Origin of the sequence: Ralstonia flaminis, assembly GCF_958415495.1 — a bacterium.
GTDB classification, from domain to species: domain Bacteria; phylum Pseudomonadota; class Gammaproteobacteria; order Burkholderiales; family Burkholderiaceae; genus Ralstonia; species Ralstonia flaminis.
In genome coordinates this window covers 163,705-188,002 of the sequence record NZ_CATZLL010000003.1, presented here as the reverse complement: position 1 = coordinate 188,002, position 24,298 = coordinate 163,705, and the positions used below count along the sequence as shown (strand labels likewise).

Sequence of the window (24,298 nt, the reverse complement as noted above, 5' to 3'; positions counted from 1 at the left end):
TCATTCCATTCCCGAATTGCCATGTTCAGATACCCGATCGCGCTGAGTGGCGCGTTGCTCTGCGCCTCCACGGTTCTATTGCCGGCATGTGGAGGCGACTCCTCCCCCGCCGAGCCGATCGCCACGACTTCACCGGCCACCCCGCTCTCCGTTGACAGCCTCATGGGCCTGGACACTTTTGGCGGCGGCAGTCAGATGGTCCTCACCGCCAATAGCGCGGCCACCTGGTCGTTGACCGGCCCGGGCTCGCTGAGCGCAACACAGGGCACCACCGTCACCTACATGCCACCGCCGACCGTACCGGCTGATACGCAGGTCACCATTACGGCCGTTGCGGGCGGCACCACCGTCTCAAAGACGATCACCGTGCACGCAGCTGTGCTGAACCCGGTGGCCAGCCAGGTCACGTGGTACGTGGGTGATGCGCCGATTGCGCTGTCCGTTTCGCCGCAGTTCACCAACGGCGCGCCAATCTGGTCTGCTCCAAATACCGTCGGCGCGCTCAGTGGCATGCAGGGCCATAACGCCATCTTTACGCCAGGAGCCGTCACCAGCGACACGCCGGTCGTCATCTCCGTTGCCGCAGGCGGCCGTACCGAATCCGTCAGCATCATGCTCAAGCCAGCGAGCGAGAAGACGCTGATACTGAGCAGCCCCTCGGTACAGGCCGGCGGCGGCAGCGTTACGCTCACCGTGCCATCAACGATCAGCCACGGCACGCTGAAGTGGATGGCTTCGGTCGGCAACATCACGGTCAATGCCGATGGCAGTGCCACATACACGCCGCCCGCCACGCTGTCCACCGCAACGGTTGCCACCATCAGCGCCACCGATGGCAGCAGCGCGCCGTTCAGCGCGACGATCTCGGTCATGCCAAGCGCCACGCTGTCGGTGTCACCTTCCGTTGCCGCTACCACGCCTGCTGGCGCCCCGGTGTCCTTGACGGCAACCATCGCTCATTCAGCTGCCACCGTGCAGTGGGCCCTCACAAGTGGACGCGGTAGCCTGAGCGCCTCCACAGGTGCCACGGTGACGTATACCCCTGACCCAGCCGACACAACCATCAACGATGTGGCCACCGTCACAGCCACGGCTGGCTCGTTGCAGCAATCCGTCAAGATCATCCTCAACTTCCAATCCACGGCGCAGTTCGACGGACCGCTCGGGATGACCATCGACGGCAGCGGCAATCTCTTCGTGTCCGATGGAGCTAACGCCAGAATCCGCAAGATCACCCCGACCGGTGTGGTGTCGACGTTTGCCGGCTCCGGTACGCACGCCGAGAAAGATGGGGCCGGGACAGCAGCCAGCTTCGTCGTGCCGGTGGGCATCACCGCCGACAGTGCCGGTAACCTCTATGTGGCCGATATCGGCCAGACTATCCGCAAGATCACACCTGCCGGTGTGGTGACCACCCTGGCCGGCCCCGGCCCCTCCTTCAGCACGCCCAATGGCATTGCCGTCGATACAGCCGGCAACGTCTATGTGGTGGATTCTGGCACCAACCTCCTGCTCAAAATCACACCCGCCGGCGTCGTCGCCACACTGGCCGGCTCCGGTGCCAACAGCAGTCTGGATGGCACGGGCACCGCAGCCAGTTTCAACAGTCCGCAAGGTCTCGCCATTGATGGAAATGGCACGCTGTACGTGGCCGAAGGACAGGGCTGCCATATCCGTAAGGTCACATCCGCTGGCGTGGTGACCACGCTGGCCGGCTCTGGGGTGTGCGCGCATACCGATGGCACCGGAACCGCAGCGGCGTTCAACCAGCCGAAATTTCTCGTCGTCGATGGCAACGGCAACATCTACGTGACGGAGAACAAGGGCCAGACCATCCGCAAGGTCACGGCCGCCGGCGTGGTGACCACGTTGGCCGGCTCCCCCGTTGGCACCAACGGCAGCGTGGACGGCCTGGGGATAAATGCCCAATTCGACTATCCCGCAGGCATCACCATGGACAGCAACGGCAACCTGTACGTGGCGGATAACAATGGCTCCCTGATCCGCATGATCACCCCGGCCGGCAACGTATCGACCCTGGCGGGTATCGTCAATTCGAGCGGCTATGCCGACGGCACCGCCCTGCCCCGGCAGTGAGCGGCGGCATCTGCCGCGCGTTCGAAACAACCCCGTACCGAGGAGGAGATGACCCTCTCTCCTCCCCGGCACACTTTCGAGGAGGGTGACCTCCTCGTTTTTTCTTCACTACCGGCATGACTGCGCCCGCAACCCTGCGAATGACTGACAGCATGACGCGTCTCCTGAGCATCAACGTATTCTTCGATCTCATCTGTCCGTGGAGTTGGATCGGCACACGCAATCTGGAAGCCGCCCTGCGCGAATTCCTGCAACTGCACCCGGCCATTGAGCCCGCGGTGCACTGGCGTGCACACCCGTTACTCCCAGACACACCGCTTGCTGGCGCCTCTTACCAATCGTTCTATCTGAGCCGATCAGGCGGCCCCACCTCGGCAGCATTGCGGCGCGAGCAGATACAGCACGCTGGGCATGCCGCGGGTGTCACGTTCGACTTCAAGCGCATCAGTGTCTTGCCCAACACCACCGCAGCGCACGGCCTGATCGGCTGCATGACCGCACACGGCACCACCACGGAAACGTTCGTGCTAGTCGATCGCCTATTCAAGGCCTTTTTTGCAGAGGGTGCGGACATTGGCGACTTGCAGGTGCTGGAGCGGCTGGGCTTGGAATGCGGTGTAAAACCACAGACCCTGCTGGCGTGCCTGGACGACCTCCGCAACCGCCCCCCAGCCACGCGGAAGCCGACGCGGCGTGGGCGCCCAATGAAGGGGGAGATACTGGCCACGCCCCATTTCGTCTTCAATGGCACGGAGACCGTATCGGGTGCGCGTTCGGTAGATGCCCTGCTGAGCAGCATGCAGCGAGCCGTTGACGAGTCGGCGTAATGAAGATCCCCGGCCAGCCAACGCGCAGCTAGTGGCCGGTATCTAGCACGAGCACGGCATGCGATCTCCCGCGCTAGGCGAGCAACCGCAGCGATTGCGCCACCGGCGTCCGGTCCAATACCGCACGAAACAAAAAACCCCGGCCAGCCAAAGCTGTCGGGGTTTTTCTTTGCATCACGGCCGAAGCCGCGAGGCGCATGCTTACATATTGTCGATCATCACCTGACCAAAGCCCGAGCACGACACTTGCGTCGCGCCTTCCAGCAGGCGGGCGAAGTCATACGTGACCTTCTTCGACAGGATCGACTTCTCGATCGACGAGATGATCAGGTCAGCGGCTTCCGTCCAGCCCATGTGGCGCAGCATCATTTCGGCCGACAGGATTTCGGAACCCGGGTTCACGTAGTCCTTGCCAGCGTACTTCGGTGCCGTGCCGTGGGTGGCTTCGAACATTGCAACCGAATCCGACAGGTTGGCGCCCGGGGCGATACCGATACCGCCAACTTGCGCAGCCAGGGCGTCGGAGATGTAGTCGCCGTTCAGGTTCAGCGTCGCCACCACCGAGTATTCGGCCGGACGCAGCAGGATCTGCTGCAGGAAGGCGTCGGCAATCGCGTCCTTGACGACGATTTCCTTGCCCGTCTTCGGGTTCTTGAACTTGCACCACGGGCCGCCGTCGATCAGCTCGGCGCCGAATTCCTTCTGTGCCAGCGCGTAGGCCCAGTCACGGAAACCACCTTCCGTGAACTTCATGATGTTGCCCTTGTGCACGATCGTGACGGACGGCTTGTCGTTGTCGATCGCGTACTGGATGGCCTTGCGCACCAGGCGCTCTGTGCCTTCGCGCGAAACCGGCTTGACGCCGATACCCGAGGTTTCCGGGAAGCGGATCTTCTTGACGCCAAACTCGTCCTGCAGAATCTTGATCAGCTTCTTGGCCTTTTCGCTCTCGGCTTCAAATTCGATGCCGGCGTAGATGTCTTCCGAGTTCTCACGGAAGATGACCATGTCGGTCTTCTCCGGCTCCTTAACCGGCGAAGGCACGCCCTTGAAGTAGCGCACCGGGCGCAGGCAGACGTACAGGTCCAGCTCCTGGCGCAGCGCCACGTTCAGCGAACGGATGCCGCCGCCCACCGGCGTCGTCAGCGGGCCCTTGATGGACACCACGTAGTCCTTCAGGACTTGCAGGGTTTCTTCCGGCAGCCACACGTCCGGGCCATACACCTTGGTCGACTTCTCGCCAGCGTAGATTTCCATCCACGAGATCTTGCGCTTGCCGGCGTAGGCCTTTTCAACGGCTGCGTCCACCACCTTGATCATCACCGGGGTGATGTCGAAGCCGGTGCCGTCACCCTCGATGTAGGGAATGATGGGGTTGTTGGGGACGTTCAGGGAGAAGTCTTGGTTGACGGTGATCTTCTCGCCGGCCGGGACCTTGATGTGTTGATACATGGACGACTCCAGTGCAGACCGCAGGTAAGCGGGTGGACGGTGGGGGTTGACAGCACAGCGTGCCACCCAGGGTTGGCCAGGGTGGCACGCTGCAATGAACTGGTGATTCTAGCGGGCTGCGATGACACTCTCACGGTGCACCGCACAAACCATAACTCTTATATAAGACACAAGAGTTAATTTCGCATTATGCCGGAAAATTTCACCATCCGCCACAGTCGCGCACATGGCGAAACGGCAAGTCAACTGCTGGGCTGAGTGGTACCGGAGGCGCGTTCAATCAGGCTGCGGGCATCGACCAGCGCGGGAGTGGCGCCAGCCTGGACGGTCCAGGCGTCGACTAGCCGGCCGACGGCGGCGCGCAACTCCATCTGGCGATCGGTTTCCAGCAAGCCAATCAGGCCTGCACCGTTCAACCCAGGATGACGGCGCACCAGCCACGCCAGAGTCTGGACGTGGTCGACGAAACGGGCATCTGCCCGGTACAGACTGCTGAAACAATTCAGCCCCACACGGCGGTCGAGCGGTTGGCCAGCGAGCGTCTGTGACACGAGCATGAAATCGTCCAGGCTGGAGACAGCCTGATCGGGCGCCCGACGCAAGCCCAGTGTGACGGCCAGCATTGCCAGCACCCCGCCGCCAAAGAGAAAGTCGCGACGGGTGAATCGGGCAGGTTTTAGGGGATGGGAGAGCAGCGGAGGGAGCGGCACGGCGGATCTTGGGAGAGTCCGAGCGATTCTCGGGGCCGGGCCGGTTTCGTCCAATCGGATACGTCCGAAACCCGATCGGCCGGGCTCGAATGTCAGGCATCTTTTTTGCGCGGCGCAACATACGCCACATCCCGATCCGCACGCTGCCCTCTGCGCCTCAATACCTCAAAAAAAAAATCGATGCGACGTGTCAACGCGCCCGTAACGGCCTGCGTTATTGCAGATGACTCATTTAGCGGGTCGTTGGTTAACTCACTGATCAATAAAAGGATTCACCATGAAGAAGCTGATCGCTGCCCTGATCGCCGGCCTGTTCGCTGCTGGTGTGTACGCACAAACCCCGGCAGCTCCGGCTGCTGACGCTGCTGCTGCTCCGGCTGCCGCTGAAAAGGCTCCGGCTAAGGCCAAGAAGCACGCCAAGAAGCACAAGAAGGCCGCCAAGAAGGCTGACGCTGCTGCTCCGGCTGCTGACGCTGCCAAGCAATAAGTTGGTGTTTCTGCCGGGCCTTCGCGGCTCGGCTGATACCGAAAAAGCAGATGCTTATGCGTCTGCTTTTTTTTCGCCTGCACTTTTTGCAATTTCCCTGAGCCCGCATGCGGGGCTGTCAAAATAGCGCCATCTGTCTTGGGTACCTTGCGCCTTCCTCACAACAAGAATCAGGGAAGGCGCAATGGAAATTCGATCGATGTTCGCTCCGGTGCGGCGCAAGCGCACCGTGTTCACGATGGTCACACTTGCCGCACTGACCGCCGCTGCCGTAATAGCCGGCTGCGGCGGCTCGTCGTCCGATTCGGCACCGCTCACCTCATCGCCGGTCGCCCCGGCTGATGCCGCCACCAGCGACAGCAATATCCAGGCCGCATGGGTTGAGATTGGTGATAGCAACCAGGCTGTCGTGCGTGCGGTCACCACGTATACGAACAGCGCCTCCCCGGCGGACAACTCGGTCTGCCCGCTGCTGACGGTGGACGGCACCTCCACGCGCATGAGCCTGCGCGTGGCCGCCGGCACACCTGCGCAGCGCACCACGGCCAGCGCCGCCAGCGATTCGAAAGCTTCGGCCTTCCCGGTGAATGCCTGCGAGGCCACGGTGCCTTCCACGGCAAAGGCCGCGTCGATTGGCGCACGCGTGCTGCCGCTGCCCAAGGCCAACCCGCAGCGCGTGGTGATCCTGGCGGACACCGGCTGCCGGATGAAGAAGTCGAGCAACACGTTCCAGTCGTGTAACGATCCGCTGTCATGGCCGTTCGCTACCGCTGCCGCCACGGCCGCAACGATGAACCCCGACCTCGTCCTGCACGTGGGCGACTACCACTACCGTGAAAACGCCTGCCCGCCCGACGTAGCCGGCTGCCAGGGCAGCCCCTGGGGCTATGGCTGGGATACGTGGCAATCCGACCTGTTCCAGCCCGCCGCTCCGCTGATGGCCGCCGCCCCGTGGGTGCTCGTGCGCGGCAACCATGAAGAATGCGCACGCGCCGGCCAGGGCTGGTTCCGCTTCCTGGACCCGCGCCCCTACTCTGCCGCCCGCTCGTGCGACAACCCGGCCAACGACAACGGTGCGAACGCATCGGACCCGTACGCCGTCGCCATCGGCACTGACACGCAAGTCATCGTGTTCGATTCGGCCAAGGTGGGTACGACGGCGCTGGCAACCAACGACCCGTGGTTCCAAACCTACCAGAAGCAGTTCAGTACGGTGGGCACGCTGGCCGCCAAGCCGGGCGTGATGTCGATCTTCACCAACCACCACCCGATCCTGGGCTTCGTGCCCATCGCGGGCAGCACGCCACTGGGCGGCAATGCCGCGCTGCTGTCGGTCATGAACAGCCTGAACGCAACGGCCTACTACCCGCCGGGCGTGCAGGTCGCGCTGCATGGTCACGTGCATGACTTCCAGGCCATCAACTTCACCAGCAACCACCCGGCGACCATCGTGGCGGGCAATGCTGGCGATTCGCTGGACGTGGCCCTGCCGGATCCGTTCCCGGCCATCAGCCCGGCCTCTGGCGTGACGGTGGGCAGCATCTCGCACAACAACTCGTTCGGGTTCATGGTGATGGACCGCAAGCCGGCACCCGCCAAGGGCTGGCTGTTCAAGGCCTACACCGTCAACGGCAAGCTGCTGACCACCTGCACGCAGAACGGCTCCAGCCTGGTGTGCGACAAGACGGGCTTCGTTGCACCTTGAAAAACCTGAGCACTGCGCTGTTGGTGGCTGCCGCACTCTTCTCGGGTGCGGCGGCGGCCGAATCGATCGGCATGACGCCCAAGCTGGACGCCGTGCCGCCGCCTGCCGAGTCGACCTCGTTCAAGCCGGACCCGAACCTCGTCGCGCTCGGCAAGCGGGTGTTCTTTGACCCACGGCTATCGGAGCCGCAAGGCACCTCGTGTGCAACCTGCCATGACCCGGGGCGCGCCTTCGCGCCCACGCTGGCCGGCGAGGCGCTGCGCATCGGCGTGCCGGCTGGCAGCCGCCCGGGGCACGTGGCGGCGCGCAACGCGCCGTCGCTGCTGTACCTGCGCTACCTCCCGCAGCGCTATTTCTTCCAGGACGACGACGCGAGCTTCCCCTCGCCGTTTGGCGGCTTCTTTGCCGATGGCCGCGCCAACACCATCGCCGAGCAGATCCGCGGCCCGCTGTTCAGCCCCGATGAGATGGGCAACCCGTCGCCGCGCGCCTTGCAGCGCAAGGTGGCCGGCACCGACCTAGGCCAAGCGCTGACAAAGCAGTTCGGCGCCGAGGCGGTGCGCAACCCGGAACGCCTCATTGGCGTACTGGGCAAGGCGCTGGAGGCCTACTTCCAGAGCGACGAGATGGCGCCGTTCAGCTCGCGCTTCGATGATTTTTTACGCAAGCGCACGCCGCTCTCCGCCGCCGAGATGCGCGGCCTTGCCCTGTTCCGCAACCCGGACAAGGGCAACTGCGCGTCGTGCCACCTGATGGTGGAATCGTCGTCGCGGCCCGAGCGTTCGCTGTTCACCGATTTCGGCTACGACGCCATTGCCGTGCCGCGCAATCCGCTGCTGCCCGCCAACAAAGACGCCAAGCACTTCGACGTCGGCCTCTGCCAGACCGCCCACAAGCTCAAGTGGCCCGAGCCCGACCAGTGGTGCGGGTACTTCCGCACGGCCGGCCTGCGCAACGTGGCGGTGCGCCAGACCTTCATGCACAACGGCGTGTTCCGCACGCTGCGCGACACGGTGGCCTTCTACGCCACGAGGTCGACCAACCCGGTGCAGTGGTACCCGGGCACGAAGGGAACACCCCTGCGCTTTGACGATGTGCCCGCCAAGTACCAGGGCAACATCAACGTGAACGCCGTGCCAATGAACCGCCGCCCTGGGACCACGCCGGCGCTGACGGAAGACGAGATCGACGACATCGTCGCCTTCCTGCGCACGCTCACCGATGCGCGCTACGTGGCGCTGATGCCTGATCCAGCAGCGGACAAAGCGCGCTCGGCACATGCGGCCAAAGCTGTCGCGCGCGCGACAAACTCGCGGTAACAACTTCGTTGCCAGCATGCGCCGCTGTCTCATTGACGGCGGCTGGCCGAGTACCGATCATGGAGCGTTTCGTTTCTAACCCGCTCCCTCCATGACCACCCTGTCCCGCCTGCTTGCCGCGCTGTCTGTGGCCGTTGCCACCACCGGCGCATTTGCGCAAACGCCCACCGGCCCACAAACCGGCCTGCCCGTCGTCGACCTGACCATGGGCATGTACAAGATCAAGGCGGAAGTGGCCGCCACCCCGCAATCTCGCGAGACCGGCCTGATGTTCCGCAAGACCATGCCCGACACGGCCGGCATGCTATTCGTGTTTGATGAATCCGCCGGCCATTGCTTCTGGATGAAGAACACCGACCTGCCGCTGTCGATCGCCTTCATCACCGACGACGGCACCATCTCCGACATTGCTGAGATGAAGCCGCAGACGGAAGACAACCACTGCCCGACCAAGGCCGGTGTCTATGCGCTGGAAATGAACAAAGGCTGGTTCGCACGCAAGGGGATCAAGCCCGGCATGAAGGTAGGTGGGCTGCCCCGCTAAAGCGCGAGTACCGATAACAACAGAGAGGAGACCGCCGCATGCACGCTTTCGACAACAACCGTCGCCGCTGGATGCGGCAAGCTGGCGCGCTGGCGGTAAGCGCCGGTGCAGCTTCCGCAGGCTGGCCGCTGGCAGCCTCGGCGGCTGACGCGCCCAAGGGCACGCGGCTGATCCTGCTGGGCACCGGCGGCGGGCCAACGCCCAAGAAGAATCGCTCGGCGCCGGCCCAGGTGATCGTCATCAACGGCGTGTCGTACGTGGTCGATTGCGGCAACGGCGTGGGGCGCCAGTACGTGAGTGCCGGGCTCAAGCTCAAGGCCATCCGCCACGTCTTCATCACGCACCAGCACTCTGACCACAACGCCGACTACGGCACGCTGATGCTGCTCGCCTGGGCCACCGACCTGACCGGCCCCGTCGATGCCTGGGGCCCGCCCCCGCTGGCCTCGATGACGACCAAGTTCCTAGATCTGTACGACTACGACATCCGCACCCGCATCGCCGACGAAGGCCGCCCGCCGCTGGCGCCGATGATCCACCCGCACGAACTGACCGAAGGCGGGCTGGTCATGCAAGACGCCAACGTGAAAGTGACGAGCGCACTGGTCAAGCACCCACCGGTATCGCCGGCATTTGCGTTCCGCTTTGATGCGGCGGACCGCTCCATCGTCATCTCGGGCGATACGGCGCCGAGCGAAAACCTCGTGCGCCTGGCCTACGGCGCGGATGTGCTCGTGCACGAAGTGATGCACCTGCCCTCGCTCGACAAGCTGCTCTCCACCGAGCCCAACGCCAAGACGCTGCGCGAGCATCTGCTGGCGAGCCACACGTCTACCGAAGACGTCGGCCGCATCGCCACCGAAGCCAAGGTGAAGACGCTGGTGCTGTCGCACTTCGTGCCGGGCGGCTATCCGTTCCTGGAAGATTCGGTGTGGCTGGACGCCGTGCGCCCGCACTTCAAGGGCGAGATCATTGTGGGGCGCGATCTGCTCGAAGTTTAAGGACGGCCGCTCGTAGCCTCATTGCAATCGCGGTAGAGCATGTTGCGATTGCTGGGCAGGGTCTCATCGACAAGGAAGCCGGTGGGGCCCTTCGTCCACCAGACGTACGGGCCCGACGCATAGCGGGCACCCGAGGCTGCAATCACATTGGCGAAGACGAGTGTCTTGCCGTCGAGCACGATGGAAGCCAGCGGTGACTCCCCCACTGTCATGTATTTCACGGTCAGCGTCTTGCCACCCTCGCAGGTGTAGCGCACATCGCGCGGGTCCTTGATCGGCAATGCCGTGTAGGCACGCGCCTGGTCGATGGCCTTGTTCAGGCCGGCCTTGGCAAAGTCGAGCGCGGTGTTCAGATCCTCAGACGACATGCCAGGCACCGGCGATTGCTGCGCCACGGCCACGCCGCTGAAAACACTGGCAGACAACGCCACGCCAAAGATCAAAGCAGTTGCAGAACGTCGCATCGATCAGTCTCCTTGCAAGGTCAACAGAACCCGTTAGACGCGCGTGCGACAAAAAAGTTAGTCGGCTGCGGCAGCGTCCACGTTTGCACCGGTCTTGAGGACAAACGGCGTCGGCTCCAGGCGTTGCGGTAACTCATCAGACAACGCACGGGCGGCTTCGGCAAAGCATTGCACCAGGCTATCCGCCAGCGAAGACGGTGCATGGTGCTCGGCACGCATGGCGCGCACCTCAAACGTCTGCGCCGGCTCCAGCGCGAAGAGCGCGATGCGGTCCATGCTGCCAGTCGCAGCCGTGAACTGATCGAGCATCGTTACGCCCAATGACTCTTCCACCAGCGAGCGCGCCAGCGAATACGTCTGCACCTCCAGCGTCGATTGCGGTGCCAGCCCGCCGCGCGCCAGCGTCTGCCCGACCAGCGAGCCGAGCGAGATCTGATCTTCCAGCCCGATGAACGGCTTCTCCGCGACGAGCTTGTGCAGCGCCCGGCCATCCGTCTTGCCGCCTACCCAGGCGCGCGGCGCGGCCAGCAGGATGCGGCCCTGCGCAACGGGCCTGGTGCTGATGGCGGGATGCACGGGTGGCGCAAAGGCGAAGCCCACATCGATATCTTGGGAGAGCAGGCCCTGCACGATCTCAGCCGTGTGGTGTGTGAACACGCGCACCAGCGTATCGGGATGCCGCTGCGAGAAACGCCGCACGGCGGGCGCGAGGATGCTCGGTGCCAGGCTGGGCGTGGCCGCCACGCGCAGGCGCCCTGCCCCCTTGTGCCGCAGGTTGGCCGACACGCGCCGTACGCGCTCGACCTCCTGATACAGGCGCTCGACCTCGGAGAACAGTTCAAACGCCTCCGCGGTGGGCTGCAAGCGGCCCTTGGTGCGATCGAACAGGCGAAAGCCGAGCTGCAGTTCGGTATGCTGCAGCACACGCGTCACCACCGGCTGCGACACGTTCAGCATGCGCGCCGCTTCGCTGACTGTGCCGACCAGCATCACCGCGCGGAAGACTTCGATCTGGCGCAAACGCATGGCCGCCGATCCTCACAATCCGAGTCTGAAAGCGCCGATTGTGACATCCGGCGCCGGTCTCCGGCTAGGCAGGCTTGGCCGGCGCGCCCTCTGCCTCCAGCGCATCCAGGAACACACGTACCTTGCGCGGCACCAGCTTACGGGCCGGCATCAGCGCGTAGACGCGCAACGCCGTCAGTTCGAAATCGGGCAGCACGCGCACCAGACGGCCGGCAGCGACTTCCGTATCACCCACGGAGCGCGCCATGCGCGCCACGCCCAGGCCACGCACGGCGGCGCGGGCACGCATCTCGGCATTCAAGGTCTGCAGGCGCGGCTGGATGGGAATTTCAATGGGCTCGGCCGTGGGTTCGCCGACAGGGCGGAAGGCCCAGCTTGCATCGTCGGGGCCGGACAGGCACGGCCAGCCCGCCAGATCGGCAGGCGTCTTGAGCGGCGGGCGTTCCGCCAGCAGGGTCGGCGACGCGTACAAACCGCGCGGAATCAGCACCACACGCCGCGCCACCAAGGACGAATCCGGCAACACCTGATCGACCATCACGAAGACGATGTCGTAGCCGCTGGCCAGCAGATCCGGCTGCTCCCACGAGATGTGCACCTGAATCTGGAGGTGCGGATACTTCTCCAGCGTGCGGCACACCGGCTCGGTCAGATGCTGCGCGCCCACCTCGTACGGCGCGGCGATGCGCAGCGTGCCGGCCACGGTCTCGCTGGCGGCAGTGGTGTCGGCGTGGACTTCACGCAGGCGCTCGAACAGTGGCGCGATGTCATCGTAGAAATGCGAGCCGGCCTCGGTCAGGCGCAGCTGGCGCGTGGTGCGGGTCATGAGCCGCACACCGAGCGCGGCCTCCAGCCGGGATACAGCGGCGCTGGCGGTCGATTTGGGAATGCCCAAAGCCTCGGCGGCGGCGGTAAAGCTGCCGGCCTCCACCACGCGGCAGAAGGTTTCCCAGTCGTTCCACTCCATTGTTCGCATGACTGGACAGTGTTCCTAGAGTTGGCCGTTTATCCGGCTGGCGGGCAAGTTTATGCTCGGGCACATGTCGCTGCAAATCCTTCCGCCCGCCTCTCTGCGGGCGTTTCCCCATTTCTCTTCGGCTCGCATCCACGCTTTTGGCCTGGCGGTGGGCCTGGCCACGGGCCTCGATTTCGTCTCTTCCCAGATGATGGCCGTGGCGGGCCAGCATATCCAGGGCGGCGTGCATGCCAGCCCCGATGCGTATCTGTACGCCGTCACCGCCTATGCCGTGGCAGCCGTGGTGGCCAACCTGGCCATCGGCCGCATTGCCGCGCACGTGGGCTACCGGATGTTCGCGCTGGCGGGCATTGTGCTGTTCGGCATCGGCTGCGTGGTCTGCGCAACCTCCAACAATATTGGCGAACTCGTCATCGGCCGGACCATCCAGGGCCTGGGCGCGGGCGGGCTGTTCTCGGCTTCGCGCATTCTGGTGCAGCTCACCACCGAGCCCGACGAGCGCATCCCGCCCATGCTGATGTTCAGCGTCGGCCTGTTCGGGCTGACGACCATCGCGCCGTGGATCTGTGCCGAGGTGCTGGAATACAGCGAATGGCGCGTGATCTTCTGGCTGGAACTGGTGCTGGCCGTGATCGCGTGGATTGCGATGTTCTTCCTGCCACCGGAACGCCACCAGCCGCGCACACGTGCCGCGCGCCGCCCGCACGAGGCCCCGCCGGAAGATGGCGAATGGGACTGGATTGGCGTGGGTGCCATCGCCATCGGTGCGTTGTCGTTCCTGATGGGCCTGTCGGAGCTGCGCTACAACCGGCTGACCGCATCGCCCGTGATTCCGCTGTTGCTACTGGGTGGTGCCGCTGCGCTGCTGCTGGCCATCCACCGCCTGCGCACGCACCCGGACCCGTGGCTCGATCTCTCGCGCCTGAGCGGCCGCCGCTACCTGTGGGGCATCGGCTTCTACGGCGTGTATTACCTGATGAGCGGGTATTGGTCGTACCTGTTTCCGGCGGTGTCGCAAGGCGGGCTGGGCTTCACGTTCCGCACCACCACGCTGTTCCTGATGATCAGCGGCGCGGTGTCGACCGTGGTGGCCGTTGTCATGACGATCTGGCTGCCGTTCTTCTTCCGCAAGCGCCGCTTTATCGCCATCGGCTTTGCCATCTATGCGGCGGCCGCATTGCTGCTGGCGACGAGCCTGATGCCCGGTGCGCCGGACTACGCGTTCTTCCCCGTGTCGTTCCTGGAAGGCATGACGCCGGGGACGGTGATGATCCAGATCGCGATGATGACCTACCTCGATCTCGACCGCGAAGACTTCGCGCACGGCTATCAGATGAAGAACATCGCGCGCCAGTTCGCCACCGCGGTGGGCACGGGGCTGGCCGTGGTGTCGCTGCAGACGCAGCAGGCGGAATCGCGCTCGCTGATCGTCGCGCATGTCACGCGCTTCACCTCGGACCTGCAGGCAGCCAACCCGCTCACGCCGCAGCGGCTGGCCAGCCTGTCGGCCGAAATCGACCGCCAGGCGACGCTGCTGGCGGGTACGCAGCTGTTCAGTTGGTTTGCGGTCGCGTGCGGCGTGTTGGCGGTGGTGGTGCTGGTGCAGCGGTCGCTGCGCTAAAAGCGTTGCCCTAGGACTTCTGCACCGCGTACTTCCCCGGCCCCGTCACAGCCAGCAGGAACAGGCCGCCCATGATGCTTAGGTTCTTGTAGAACTGCACCATGTTGGCAGTCTGCATGGCACCTTCCACATTCCAGAAGGTGTGCGCGATGAGCGCGGTGCCCAGCACGAACAGCGCCATCAGCAAGGCCAGCGGCCGCACCCAGAAGCCGATCAGCAGCGCGATCCCCACACCGAACTCCATGATGACCGCGACGGCGGCGGCGAGCATCGGCATCGGTGCGCCCACCGTCCCCATGTACCCGACTGTGCCCTGGAAACCGGTCAGCTTGCCCCAGCCGGAAATCAGGAACAGCAGCATCATCAGCACGCGACCGAGCAGGATCAACTCGTCGCGCCAACGTTCGACAAACGCATTCATGTCGGCCTCCGGGGCCCGTTGGTGATGCTTAAAGTTTAGGCGCTGCAGCCCCAAGTGTGGTTTCGAGCGCATCGAGTACCGCCTGAATCACACCGTGCCGCACGTGCTCACGTCGCTCGATCATGCCGACCGTGCGCACAGGCGTTTGCGGCGGCATGGGTAGCACGCGCAAGGCCGGGTCACTCTCCCAGCTCGCGCGGCGCAGGCGCGGCACCAGCGTCACGCCCACCTGCTGGCGCACCAGTTCGACAATCGCCTCGATCGAATTGACCTCAATGAATTCGTTGACGGCCATGTGCGTCTTGCGCAGGGCGCGGTCGATGAGTGCGCCGGTGCGTACCGCGCGGTCAAAGCGCAGGAACGGATGCGTGCGCAAGACCTCTTCTGCACGGCCACGCGTCTGACGCCCCGCCACCACGACCAGCGGCTCGGTATAGAGCGGGTGCCAGGCCAGGTTGGCGGGCAGGCGCTCCAGGTGCTCGACCACCAGCGCGCCATCCAGCTCACCTGCCTCCACCTGCTCGGCAAGCTCGCCGGATTTGCCCGTGATCAGCCTCACATCGAGCCCCTTGTGCGCCTGCTTGAGCCCCGCCACGGCGTGTGCCAGCGAGCCCATCACCGACACCACCGCGCCAATCGCCACCGCGCCCGCCAACTCGGTCTGCGGTTCATCGCCGATGCGCATGGCGTCGTACAACGACAGCAGGTGCTCGGCCTGGGGCAGCAGTGCGCGGCCATGCGCGTTGAGCGTGACGGTGCGCCCGGAGCGGTCGAACAGGTCACGGCGCAACTCGGCCTCCAGCGCACGCATCTGCAGGCTGACGGCAGCCTGCGTGAGCGCCACGCGCTCTGCAGCGGCGGCAAACGAGCCATGGCGCGCCACGGCAACAAAGGTGCGGAGAAAGCGGACGGTACTCACGGTAATGCGTGGACGAATCTCAAGTTTTTCTTAAGCAATATCCAACGAATTTTAGCTTTATTAAATTTCGTTCACCGCAAATAATCATCCGATCCACTGAACCCGCCTCCATCTCTGAGCCATGCCCCACCGCTTCGATTGGCAGAACCCCTACCCCACCGTGCGCATTCCGCTGTTTGCGCGCAATGTTGTCTCCACCTCGCACCCGCTGGCTGCACAGGCCGGATTGCGCATGCTGCTCGCGGGCGGCAGCGCGGTGGATGCGGCGATTGCTGCGGCGGCCATGCTCACCGTGGTGGAACCCGTTTCGTGCGGCCTCGGCAGCGATGCCTTTGCCATCCTGTGGGACGGTAAAGAACTGCACGGCCTGAATGCCTCCGGCACGGCACCGCAGGCGTGGAACCTGGAGTACTTCCGCAACAAGTACGGCGAAGACGCAAACGGCACGCCCAAGCGCCCGACGCGCGGCTGGGATGCGGTGACGGTGCCCGGCGCCATCTCGGCCTGGGCTGCCCTGCATGCGCGCTTTGGCAAGCTGCCGTTTGCCGACGTGCTGGAACCCGCCGCGGAGATTGCCGAGCGCGGCTACACCGTCTCGCCCATCGTCGCGCACAAGTGGGCGGCCGCCATTCCTGATCTGCAGAACCAGCCGGGCTACGCACAGGCTTTCATGCCGCACGGCCGCGCACCGGAAGTGGGCGAAAAGTTCATCCTGGGCAATGCCGCCGCCACGCTGCGCCGCATCGGCCAGACCAACGGCCGCGATTTCTACGAAGGCGAACTCGCCGAGCGCATGGCCGCGTATGCGCACGAATGCGGCGGCGCCATGACCGCGCAAGACCTGCGCAACTATCAGCCCGAGTGGGTCAAGCCGATCACCAAGCGCTACCGCGGCTACGACCTGCACGAGATCCCGCCGAACGGCCAGGGTATCGCCGCGCTCATCGCGCTGGGCATTCTCGACCGCTTTGATCTGGGCGCCCTGCCCGTCGATTCCGCCGATTCACAGCACCTGCAGATCGAGGCGATGAAGCTGGCGTTTGCCGATCTCTACAAGTACGTGGCCGATCCGCGCGCGATGGAAGTCACGCCCGAGCAGATGCTCGACGATGCGTACCTCGATGCGCGCGCCAAGCTGATCGACATGGGCCGTGCGCAGGTGCCGACCTTCGGCATGCCGCGCGCCGGCGGCACCGTGTACCTGACAGCCGCCGATGAGAACGGCATGATGGTGTCGTTCATCCAGTCCAACTACATGGGCTTCGGCTCGGGCGTGGTGGTGCCGGGCACGGGCATCAGCCTGCAGAACCGCGGCTTCGGTTTCTCGATGGATGCACGGTCGGCCAACGTGGTGGAAGGCGGCAAGCGGCCGTTCCACACCATCATCCCGGCCTTCCTCACCAAAGACGGCAAGCCGCAGATGAGCTTTGGCGTGATGGGCGGCGACATGCAGCCGCAAGGCCACCTGCAGACGCTCGTGCGCATGCTCGACTACAAGCAGCAGCCGCAGGCTGCGTGCGATGCGCCGCGCTGGAAGGTCAACCGCGATTTCACGCTCGACGTGGAGGCCACCATGAACGCCACCACCGTTGCCGCGCTGGAAGCCCGCGGGCACAAGCTCAAATCGGTGGCCGACCCGTACATGGATTTCGGCTCGGGCCAGTTCATCTGGCGCCTGTCGGACGACGCTGACCACGGCTACGTGGCTGCCAGCGACAGCCGCCGCGACGGGCACGCTGTGGGCTTCTAGGCAACGCCACACAAGCACGCTGCTTCGTCGGCTGGGCCGAAGCAGCGTGTTGCAGCTCCCATAAAAACACGACCCGGCCGGCACCAAAGGAACCCTCATCATGACCGCCCCCTCTGCGGCAGGCGCTGCTGCGCCCGCTCGTCCTGTAAGAACCGATGCGGCCCACACACGCCGCATCGTCATCTCGTCGTCGATCGGCAATGCGCTGGAGTGGTACGACTTTCTCGTCTACGGGTTCTTCGCATCCATCATCGGCAAGCTGTTCTTTCCGGCGGATGACGAGTGGGTATCGCTGCTGTTTGCGGTGGGCAGCTTTGGCGTGTCGTTCATCACGCGGCCGGTGGGCGCGATCGTGCTCGGCATGTATGCGGACAGGAAGGGGCGTAAGGCCGCGCTGACGCTGTCGATCCTGTTGATGATCGTCGGCACGCTGGCGATTGCCGTCATGCCGAGCTATCAGCAGATCGGCATCGTGGCGCCGGTCACCATCCTGTTGGCGCGCCTGGTGCAGGGCTTTGCGGTGGGCGGCGAGTTCGGCAGTGCGACGGCCTTCATGGTGGAGCACAGCACGCGCGGGCGCGGCTACTACGCAAGCTGGCAGTTCGCCAGCCAGGGCATTGCGACCATCCTCGCGGCTGGGCTGGGCGCACTGCTCACGGCATCGCTCACGCCGGCGGACCTGGAGGGCTGGGGCTGGCGCCTGCCGTTCATCTTCGGCCTGCTGGTCGGTCCGGTCGGTTTCTATATCCGCCGCCATCTCGACGAGACGCCCGAGTTCGTTGCCGAGCAGAAGAAGACCACGGTCGACCCGCAGGCCTCGTTCAAGGCGCAGTGGAGCAACCTGCTGCTGGCGGTGGGCGTGGTGGCGCAATCCACCGTGTCGGTGTACGTGCTGCAGCTCTACATGCCGACATATGCCGTCAAGCAACTGCATCTGCCGGCGGCGCAGTCGTTCGCCGTGGTGGTGCTCAACGGCGGGCTGCAGTTCCTGCTGTCGCCGGTCATGGGCGCGCTGTCGGATCGCATCGGCCGCATCCGCATCATGCTCACCACGTCGGTGCTGATGATCCTGCTGATCTATCCGATGTTTGCGCTGCTGCGTGCGTACCCGACCATCGGCGCACTGCTGGCGCTGCAGGCCGTATCCGGCATCTTCAAGGCGGCGTACTCGGGGCCAATGCCCGCATTGATGTCGGAGATCTTCCCCACGCGCGTGCGCTCGACGGGGCTCTCGCTCGGCTACAGCCTGGGCGTAACGCTGTTTGGCGGGTTCGCACCATTCATCGTCACGTGGTTGATTCATACGACAGGCGATACGCTGGCGCCGAGCTACTACGTGCTGACGGCAGCTGTGGTGAGCGGCATCTCGCTCACGATCATCGCGCTGCGCCATCGCAAAGCGGGGCGTGCTCCCTGAGCATTTACTCTTTCTTTACACCGCCCCGCTGCCCTTTTTCACGCTTTTTACGAGCGAACCGATACGGTGTCGCCATGTTCAACGACATGGCGACGCGAGCCGTCGCCCTTCATCATGGGCCGATCCATGCTCCTGTCTTCGCTCGTTCCGCATCTGCTGCCGCCCTCGCCGGCAGCAGCGCCCCGTGTGGCCGCGACACCTGCAGCTGCACCTGCACGCCAGTACGTGTGCTTGCGCGTCACGGTACCGAGCGATGCACCACATGCGGTCCGTCGTCAGTTGCATGCGCTGCTGGGCGACGCGCTGGGCCTGTACATCGTCCAGCATGACGCGCGCCGTCACACCATCAGCGTCGACCTGGAGCTCGTGCATGCCGATGTGGATGCCGTCATGGGCGCGCTGCTGCGCGGCCTGCCACGTGCCACGCTCGGCCGCATCACCCCGCTCAAGCGCGGGCATGCCCACCTGCTGCACTGAGGCACGTCATGTTCTCAGGTATCTGGATTCCGCTGGTCACGCCCTTTCACGATGGTCCTGACAGTCGGGTCGACACCGCCGCACTGCGCCGCCTGGTGCATCACTACCAGGCGGCAGGCGTGGCAGGCTTCGTCGCGCTGGGCACCACAGGCGAAGCCGCGCTGCTCTCACAGATCGAGCGCTACACCGTGCTGGAGACGATCGCCGAGGCGTGTGGCGAGCGAGAGCATGGCGGCACACCCTACCTGATCGGCGTGGGCGCGGCCGACACGCGTGAGGTCTGTGCGCAGATTCGCCACTACGAGCGCTGGAACAGCGCGGGCTACCTCGTGCCGCCGCCGTACTACGTGTGCCCATCGCAGGCGGGCTTGCGCTGGCACTACACGCAGGTGGCAGCCAGCACGTCGCGGGCGGTGGTGCTCTACAACGTGCCCAAGCGCACGGGCGTGTCCATCGCACCACATACCGCGCTGGTACTGGCCGAGCAGGCGAACATCGTCGCCATCAAGGAATGCGTGGCCGACAATTTTGGCGCGCTGCAAGGCGGCCCACTGGATGTGCTGAGCGGAGATGACAGCGCGCTGCTCGACTGCCTCGCGCACGGCGGCGCGGGCGGCATTCTGGCCGGGGCGCATATTCGCCCAGAGTTGTTTGTAGCGTTGGTCGAACACCACCGCGCAGGCCGCATCGACGAGGCCAGGCGGCTGGCCCACGCACTCGCGCCGCTGGCTACCCTGCTGTTTGCGGAGCCCAACCCGGCGCCGGTCAAGGCGCTGTTGGCCGAAGCCGGGCACATCGGCGAGCAGACACGCGCACCGATCCTGCCGGTCACGGAATCGTTACGGCGCCGTCTGGTTGCTGCCTTGCAGGCTTTGGAGACTGTCGAGGCCGACCGCGCACTGCGGCTGGCCTGATCCCTGCGTTCAAGCCGCCGCTTACGCGCCCTTGTACCAGTGCGCGTTCCAAGCGCTGGCCGCCCTGCGGTACGTGGCGTGCCGCGTGCCGCGATGGTGGCGGCGCGGCGTGCTCGCGACGGGGCCGTCGCTGTCAACGTCGTTGGCAGATTCCGTCGCCGCCACGGTGTGCGCGGCGGCTGGCGACACCTGCGAGTAGACACGCTGCTCCATGCGGTCGCGTGCTGCCTCGACCGGATCAGGCTGCGCAGCTTGCGGCGTGGTTGCGGCGCTGGCCGGGGTCGCCGCCATCGCCACGCTCATCGCGTCACTGGCCTGCGCGGCGGTGGACGTATGCCCAGCCAGACCGCGCACCCACGGCGCGTGCACCATCCCCACGTAGATTGCGCCCGTCACGGCAATGAACGCAGCCGCCACATTGGTGAATGCACCGTTGACGATGGCGCGTGAAGCACGTGTCCACCACGGCTTGCGCGCACGCTGCGCTTGCGGCACGTCAGACACCTCGGCAGGGTCGACATAGGTGGCAGCCAGCTGCGGTGCATCCGCGGGTTCGGGTGGCTGGGTGGTCACGGAAGCGGGCAAACGCATGGCGAGAACTCAAGATCGTGGGTCGGCAACATCGCACGTTGCCGATCGTTATTCGGGAATGGCCGCATGACACGTACGTGACAGCATGGCGCTGCCGTGTGGCTCCGTTGCGGCGGTCAGCCTTGCATAGCAAGTTCCTTGCCGGGTGTTGTGCGTTGCGACAAACACCCGCCAACCCTTGCCAGTGCGGGCGCCCGCCCCAGAAACAGACGTTTTGGCCATCCAAGGGCGTGCCCGTGTGCATGCAAGGCGGGTAGACTTTGCAAAGTTTACCGGGTGTGACACCCGAGTCTGCACATCAAGGGAGAAAGACGTGCGTTGGGATGACATGCGCGAAAGCAACAACGTTGAGGATGAACGCGCATCCTCGGGTGGTGGATTTGGCGGTGGCGGCATGCGGCTGGGGATCGGCGGGATCGCCATCGTGGCGGTGGTTGGCCTGCTGATGGGCAAGAACCCGCTGGAAATCCTGGGCATGGTGATGCAGGTGTCGCAAAACGCGCCCACCACGCAGAGCACGCAGCATGCACCCGCCCGCCCCACCGGCGAGACCGACAACGACCGCAGCAAGCAGTTGGTCTCGCATGTGCTGGGTGATACCGAAGACACCTGGTCGCAACTGTTCAAGCAGGCCGGCCGCGCTTACCAGCCGCCCAAGCTCGTGCTGTTCCGCCAGGGCATCCGCTCGGGTTGCGGCGACGCCACCTCTGCCGTCGGCCCGTTCTACTGCCCGGCCGATACCAAGGTCTACCTGGACCTCGGCTTCTTCGATGAGCTGCGCCGCAAGTTTGGCGCGCCGGGCGACTTTGCGGCGGCCTACGTCGTCGCGCACGAGGTGGGCCACCACGTGCAGAACCTGCTGGGCGTGTCCGATAAGGTCAGCCGTGCGCAGGCAGGCAAGTCGCAGGCCGTGGCCAATGCGCTGTCGGTCAAGCTGGAGTTGCAAGCCGACTGCCTGGCCGGCGTGTGGGGGCATTTCGCGCAGAAGCGTGGCCTGCTGGAACGCGGCGATCTGGAGCAGGCACTCACCGCCGCCCACGCCATCGGCGACGACACCCTGCAACGCAACGCCGGCCGCAGCGTCACGCCCGATGCCTTCACGCACGGCACGTCGGAACAGCGCATGCACTGGTTCCGCCAGGGCTTTGATGGCGGCGATATCCGCCAGTGCGACACGTTCAAGGCCGGGGCGGATGCCTGATCGGCGCACATGAAAAAAGGGCGTGCCCGCAACAGGCACGCCCACGATCTGTACAACTGCCGACTTATCCGTTGCTGTACAGAGACTGATCGATGCGCGACACCGTTCTGGTGTAGCGCCCGCTTCTTCCCCTTTAGTTGTACGTGTAGATCGTGCTCTTGGCGCTGTTGTCCAGCATGCGATAGCTGAAGTTCAGCGAACGTGGGGTGCTGGTCGTCAGCGCGGGGACTTGCTGTCCATTCGACAGACTGATGACCGCCGACGTGGCCCCCTTGGGCACTGCAGTCTGCGGGCTGTATGTTGTGCCAGCAGGGTCAATGGTGACCGCAACGCCGCCGATTTGCTGAGCCGAAACGTTCTGCACCCAATCCACCGTCAACGACGTCAGGGGACCGTTCAGACTGCTGTTGGTTGGATCAAGCGCTGCCAGCGACTGGCTCCCGGGCGTATTCCACGGCAGATTGACGCCCTGCGTTGCCGCGACGAGGTCCGTCAGAAGCGTCTTCCTGATAGTCAGATCCGGGTTTGCCGCGTTCGTATTCGAGCCGTAGAACAGCGCGATCGTGTACTTCACCCCTTTGGTCACGGCGGTTGGGTCGAGGTTGTCTGCAGACTGCGCCCAGGTGACGCCGCCGGGGTTGGCGCTCACCAGTTGAGAGGCCGCTGAACCGCTGATCCCAGTGGTCTTGGAGATCCAGAAGTTCGGGCAGTTGTAGGTCGGCGTTTTGGTGGTGGATGTATTCCCGCACTGATAGGAGGCGGGAATCGTTCCCGTCTTGTTGGCCAGGTCCATGTAGGCCTGGCCGCTCACCACCGGTGGAATGAAGACCAGACCCGCCTGCGGCAGCCCTGGACCCGTCACGATCGCGTAGCTCAAATTGCCCTTGCCGTTGATGACGGTGCCAGGACCGGCGGCATTGATCAGGAACTGGACCCCGTTGCGGAAATGGCTGAAGTTTCCGGAGCTTGGGTTGAACTGCTCGACGCGCCGGATCACCGTCTTGGCCGTGATGTCTACCGGCTGCTGATTGCCCACCAGCCACCAGTTCGACGCATGCGCGCTCGATGCCCCCGCCGTAATGAAGCGTGCCATCGTGATCAGGTTGCCCGGGTTGCCGTTGGCGTCCAGGTACTTGATGTTCACGGTCGCTTCATCCAGCCCGGATGCGTTGGACGCTGCCGGAGAGAACGACATGATCTCTGGCACGCTGAACTGCGCGCCCGTCATCGTGCTGCTGGTCAGCAGGCTGTAGAGCCACTGCCCACCGTTGTAGCCGTTGTGCAGGAAGGCGATGCCGCCCGCGTTGCTGGTGTCCGACACGATGTTCTGGCAGGCCGCACCAAACGACGTCACGGTGGCGCCACCCTGGGTGGCGGGCACGGTGGTGTCGGTGGCCACCGCGCGCTGCGCGACGGGCTGCGCGAAACAGGTGGTCAATGCGCTCGCCATGGCCTGCACACCCTGCGTCAGGGTCGAAACATTGGCTGCCGGTGCGGGGAGCGTGGAACCACCGCCACTGGCCGTGGCCAGCGGCACCGGCGGCGTGGTGCTACCGACCGTCGACAGCTGCAGCTGGCCGCTGCTCGGGTCTTTCGACACCTTGACGATATCAAGCACCTGGTCGGCGGTATTGCCGCTGGAAGACGCCGTGGCGGCCGAGATGCTGGTACCGAACGGGTCATAGTTGGCCGGTGCGCCAATGGCGCTGAGCACGGACGCCAACTGTGCGACCACGTTGGCCGTCACCGTCTTGAGCGCCGTCGCGTCCACTGTCTTGGCGTTGACCACCGTCAGCGGATTGCCGTCCGGTGAGAGCTGCGCAACGATGGCGGTCGTCAGCGGCGTGGCGTTGAGCGTGAGTGGCGAGCCAGCCGGCGGCGTGACGGTGGTCACGCTCACCAGCGGTGCAGTGTTGCCCGTCGGGTCGGTCACCACGACGAAGAACGGTGCGGTCTCGCCCGCCTTCAACGTGCAGGTGTACGCGCCCAGCGCGGTGGTGGTGATGGCGGTTTCTACGCACGGCGAATTGCCGGCGCTGTCAGTCACAGCCACGTTGGCGTTGGGCAACGCGCTGCCGGTGGCGGCCGTGCCGGTCAACGATGCCGAGGCAGGTGTGGTGGTGCCGCCGCCGGCGCTGGTCGAACTGCTGTCCGATCCACCACAGCCAGCGACCAGGAGCGCCACTGCCAATGCTGCCGCTGTCAAGACAACAGTGCCCGTATGCCGGCCGCGGCCGGTGCTGTTCGTTTGCATGAGACCCCCGTGCGTTGGTTCTACCGATTTCCCGTGGATTCAGCCGGGTGCGCTCTGACGGCGCATGCCGGATGCCGTGATGGCTGTCCTAGCCACAACGACACGCCGGTCATCGTAGAAACGCC

General features: G+C 64.9%; 22 protein-coding genes. 13 read left to right on the top strand and 9 right to left on the bottom strand.

What is annotated here, in order from left to right; translation table 11 throughout:
* The first annotated feature begins 162 nt into the window (after positions 1–162).
* Together R2N11_RS05645 and R2N11_RS05640 are read left to right on the top strand one after the other, a co-directional pair.
* Entirely contained in the window at positions 163–2,097 is a 1,935-nt protein-coding gene (locus R2N11_RS05645) for an SBBP repeat-containing protein (RefSeq protein ID WP_316680449.1), read from the top strand.
* A 152-nt stretch (positions 2,098–2,249) separates the two neighbouring features.
* Positions 2,250–2,924 carry a DsbA family oxidoreductase gene (locus tag R2N11_RS05640; protein WP_199029054.1) on the top strand — a complete coding sequence of 225 codons (675 nt, stop codon included), beginning with the start codon at positions 2,250–2,252 and terminating at the stop codon, positions 2,922–2,924.
* A gap of 201 nt (positions 2,925–3,125) precedes the next feature.
* On the opposite strand, the gene icd is transcribed toward R2N11_RS05640, so the two are convergent.
* On the bottom strand, positions 3,126–4,376 hold the full coding sequence (gene icd, locus R2N11_RS05635) for an NADP-dependent isocitrate dehydrogenase (protein WP_021195777.1): 1,251 nt from the start codon (positions 4,374–4,376) through the stop codon (positions 3,126–3,128).
* A 242-nt stretch (positions 4,377–4,618) separates the two neighbouring features.
* Positions 4,619–5,086: a sugar dehydrogenase complex small subunit gene (locus R2N11_RS05630; RefSeq protein ID WP_316680448.1), complete on the bottom strand. Its 468-nt coding sequence runs from the start codon at positions 5,084–5,086 to the stop codon at positions 4,619–4,621.
* Positions 5,087–5,363: 277 nt separating this feature from the next.
* Between R2N11_RS05630 and R2N11_RS05625 the strand changes: the two genes are divergently transcribed.
* From R2N11_RS05625 to R2N11_RS05605, 5 genes are all read left to right on the top strand, one after another.
* On the top strand, positions 5,364–5,573 hold the full coding sequence (locus R2N11_RS05625; protein ID WP_021195779.1) for a hypothetical protein: 210 nt from the start codon (positions 5,364–5,366) through the stop codon (positions 5,571–5,573).
* A 184-nt stretch (positions 5,574–5,757) separates the two neighbouring features.
* Positions 5,758–7,278 carry a metallophosphoesterase gene (locus tag R2N11_RS05620; RefSeq protein ID WP_316680447.1) on the top strand — a complete coding sequence of 507 codons (1,521 nt, stop codon included), beginning with the start codon at positions 5,758–5,760 and terminating at the stop codon, positions 7,276–7,278.
* Complete coding sequence (locus R2N11_RS05615) at positions 7,275–8,597, top strand: cytochrome-c peroxidase (protein WP_316680446.1); 1,323 nt, start codon at positions 7,275–7,277, stop codon at positions 8,595–8,597. Before R2N11_RS05620 ends, R2N11_RS05615 begins: the two co-directional genes overlap by 4 nt.
* Positions 8,598–8,688: 91 nt before the next feature.
* Complete coding sequence (locus tag R2N11_RS05610) at positions 8,689–9,141, top strand: DUF192 domain-containing protein (RefSeq protein ID WP_316680445.1); 453 nt, start codon at positions 8,689–8,691, stop codon at positions 9,139–9,141.
* Between the two features lie 38 nt (positions 9,142–9,179).
* Positions 9,180–10,142: an MBL fold metallo-hydrolase gene (locus R2N11_RS05605; protein ID WP_316680444.1), complete on the top strand. Its 963-nt coding sequence runs from the start codon at positions 9,180–9,182 to the stop codon at positions 10,140–10,142.
* On the opposite strand, the gene R2N11_RS05600 is transcribed toward R2N11_RS05605, so the two are convergent.
* The 3 genes from R2N11_RS05600 to R2N11_RS05590 all read right to left on the bottom strand — a co-directional run bounded on the left by R2N11_RS05600 (position 10,139) and on the right by R2N11_RS05590 (position 12,599).
* Positions 10,139–10,606 carry an MliC family protein gene (locus R2N11_RS05600; protein WP_316680443.1) on the bottom strand — a complete coding sequence of 156 codons (468 nt, stop codon included), beginning with the start codon at positions 10,604–10,606 and terminating at the stop codon, positions 10,139–10,141. The two genes, R2N11_RS05605 and R2N11_RS05600, sit on opposite strands and share 4 nt — an antisense overlap.
* 57 nt (positions 10,607–10,663) lie before the next feature.
* A complete protein-coding gene (locus tag R2N11_RS05595) occupies positions 10,664–11,632 on the bottom strand; it encodes a LysR family transcriptional regulator (protein ID WP_199028337.1) in 969 nt (322 codons plus the stop codon).
* 64 nt (positions 11,633–11,696) lie between these two features.
* On the bottom strand, positions 11,697–12,599 hold the full coding sequence (locus R2N11_RS05590; RefSeq protein WP_316680584.1) for a LysR family transcriptional regulator: 903 nt from the start codon (positions 12,597–12,599) through the stop codon (positions 11,697–11,699).
* 73 nt (positions 12,600–12,672) lie between these two features.
* Between R2N11_RS05590 and R2N11_RS05585 the strand changes: the two genes are divergently transcribed.
* Complete coding sequence (locus R2N11_RS05585) at positions 12,673–14,229, top strand: MFS transporter (protein WP_316680442.1); 1,557 nt, start codon at positions 12,673–12,675, stop codon at positions 14,227–14,229.
* A gap of 10 nt (positions 14,230–14,239) precedes the next feature.
* Here R2N11_RS05585 and R2N11_RS05580 read toward each other — a convergent pair whose 3' ends face one another.
* Together R2N11_RS05580 and R2N11_RS05575 are read right to left on the bottom strand one after the other, a co-directional pair.
* On the bottom strand, positions 14,240–14,650 hold the full coding sequence (locus tag R2N11_RS05580; protein WP_316680441.1) for a DoxX family protein: 411 nt from the start codon (positions 14,648–14,650) through the stop codon (positions 14,240–14,242).
* Positions 14,651–14,678: 28 nt separating this feature from the next.
* Positions 14,679–15,569, bottom strand: coding sequence for a LysR family transcriptional regulator (locus tag R2N11_RS05575; protein WP_316680440.1), 891 nt, complete (start codon positions 15,567–15,569; stop codon positions 14,679–14,681).
* A 121-nt stretch (positions 15,570–15,690) separates the two neighbouring features.
* Here R2N11_RS05575 and R2N11_RS05570 point away from each other — a divergent pair, with 121 nt between their 5' ends.
* The 4 genes from R2N11_RS05570 to dapA all read left to right on the top strand — a co-directional run bounded on the left by R2N11_RS05570 (position 15,691) and on the right by dapA (position 20,127).
* Positions 15,691–17,319, top strand: coding sequence for a gamma-glutamyltransferase family protein (locus R2N11_RS05570; RefSeq protein ID WP_316680439.1), 1,629 nt, complete (start codon positions 15,691–15,693; stop codon positions 17,317–17,319).
* A gap of 100 nt (positions 17,320–17,419) precedes the next feature.
* Positions 17,420–18,736, top strand: coding sequence for an MFS transporter (locus R2N11_RS05565; RefSeq protein ID WP_316680438.1), 1,317 nt, complete (start codon positions 17,420–17,422; stop codon positions 18,734–18,736).
* Between the two features lie 126 nt (positions 18,737–18,862).
* A complete protein-coding gene (locus R2N11_RS05560; protein ID WP_316680437.1) occupies positions 18,863–19,213 on the top strand; it encodes a hypothetical protein in 351 nt (116 codons plus the stop codon).
* Between the two features lie 8 nt (positions 19,214–19,221).
* Positions 19,222–20,127, top strand: a complete 906-nt coding sequence (gene dapA, locus R2N11_RS05555; protein ID WP_316680436.1) for a 4-hydroxy-tetrahydrodipicolinate synthase — start codon at positions 19,222–19,224, stop codon at positions 20,125–20,127.
* 21 nt (positions 20,128–20,148) lie between these two features.
* Here the strand turns inward: dapA and R2N11_RS05550 are convergent, their stop codons facing one another.
* A complete protein-coding gene (locus R2N11_RS05550; RefSeq protein ID WP_316680435.1) occupies positions 20,149–20,718 on the bottom strand; it encodes a hypothetical protein in 570 nt (189 codons plus the stop codon).
* Positions 20,719–21,031: 313 nt separating this feature from the next.
* Between R2N11_RS05550 and ypfJ the strand changes: the two genes are divergently transcribed.
* Positions 21,032–21,919 carry a KPN_02809 family neutral zinc metallopeptidase gene (ypfJ, locus tag R2N11_RS05545; RefSeq protein ID WP_316680434.1) on the top strand — a complete coding sequence of 296 codons (888 nt, stop codon included), beginning with the start codon at positions 21,032–21,034 and terminating at the stop codon, positions 21,917–21,919.
* Between the two features lie 133 nt (positions 21,920–22,052).
* Here ypfJ and R2N11_RS05540 read toward each other — a convergent pair whose 3' ends face one another.
* On the bottom strand, positions 22,053–24,173 hold the full coding sequence (locus R2N11_RS05540) for a hypothetical protein (protein ID WP_316680433.1): 2,121 nt from the start codon (positions 24,171–24,173) through the stop codon (positions 22,053–22,055).
* Positions 24,174–24,298: the final 125 nt, after the last annotated feature.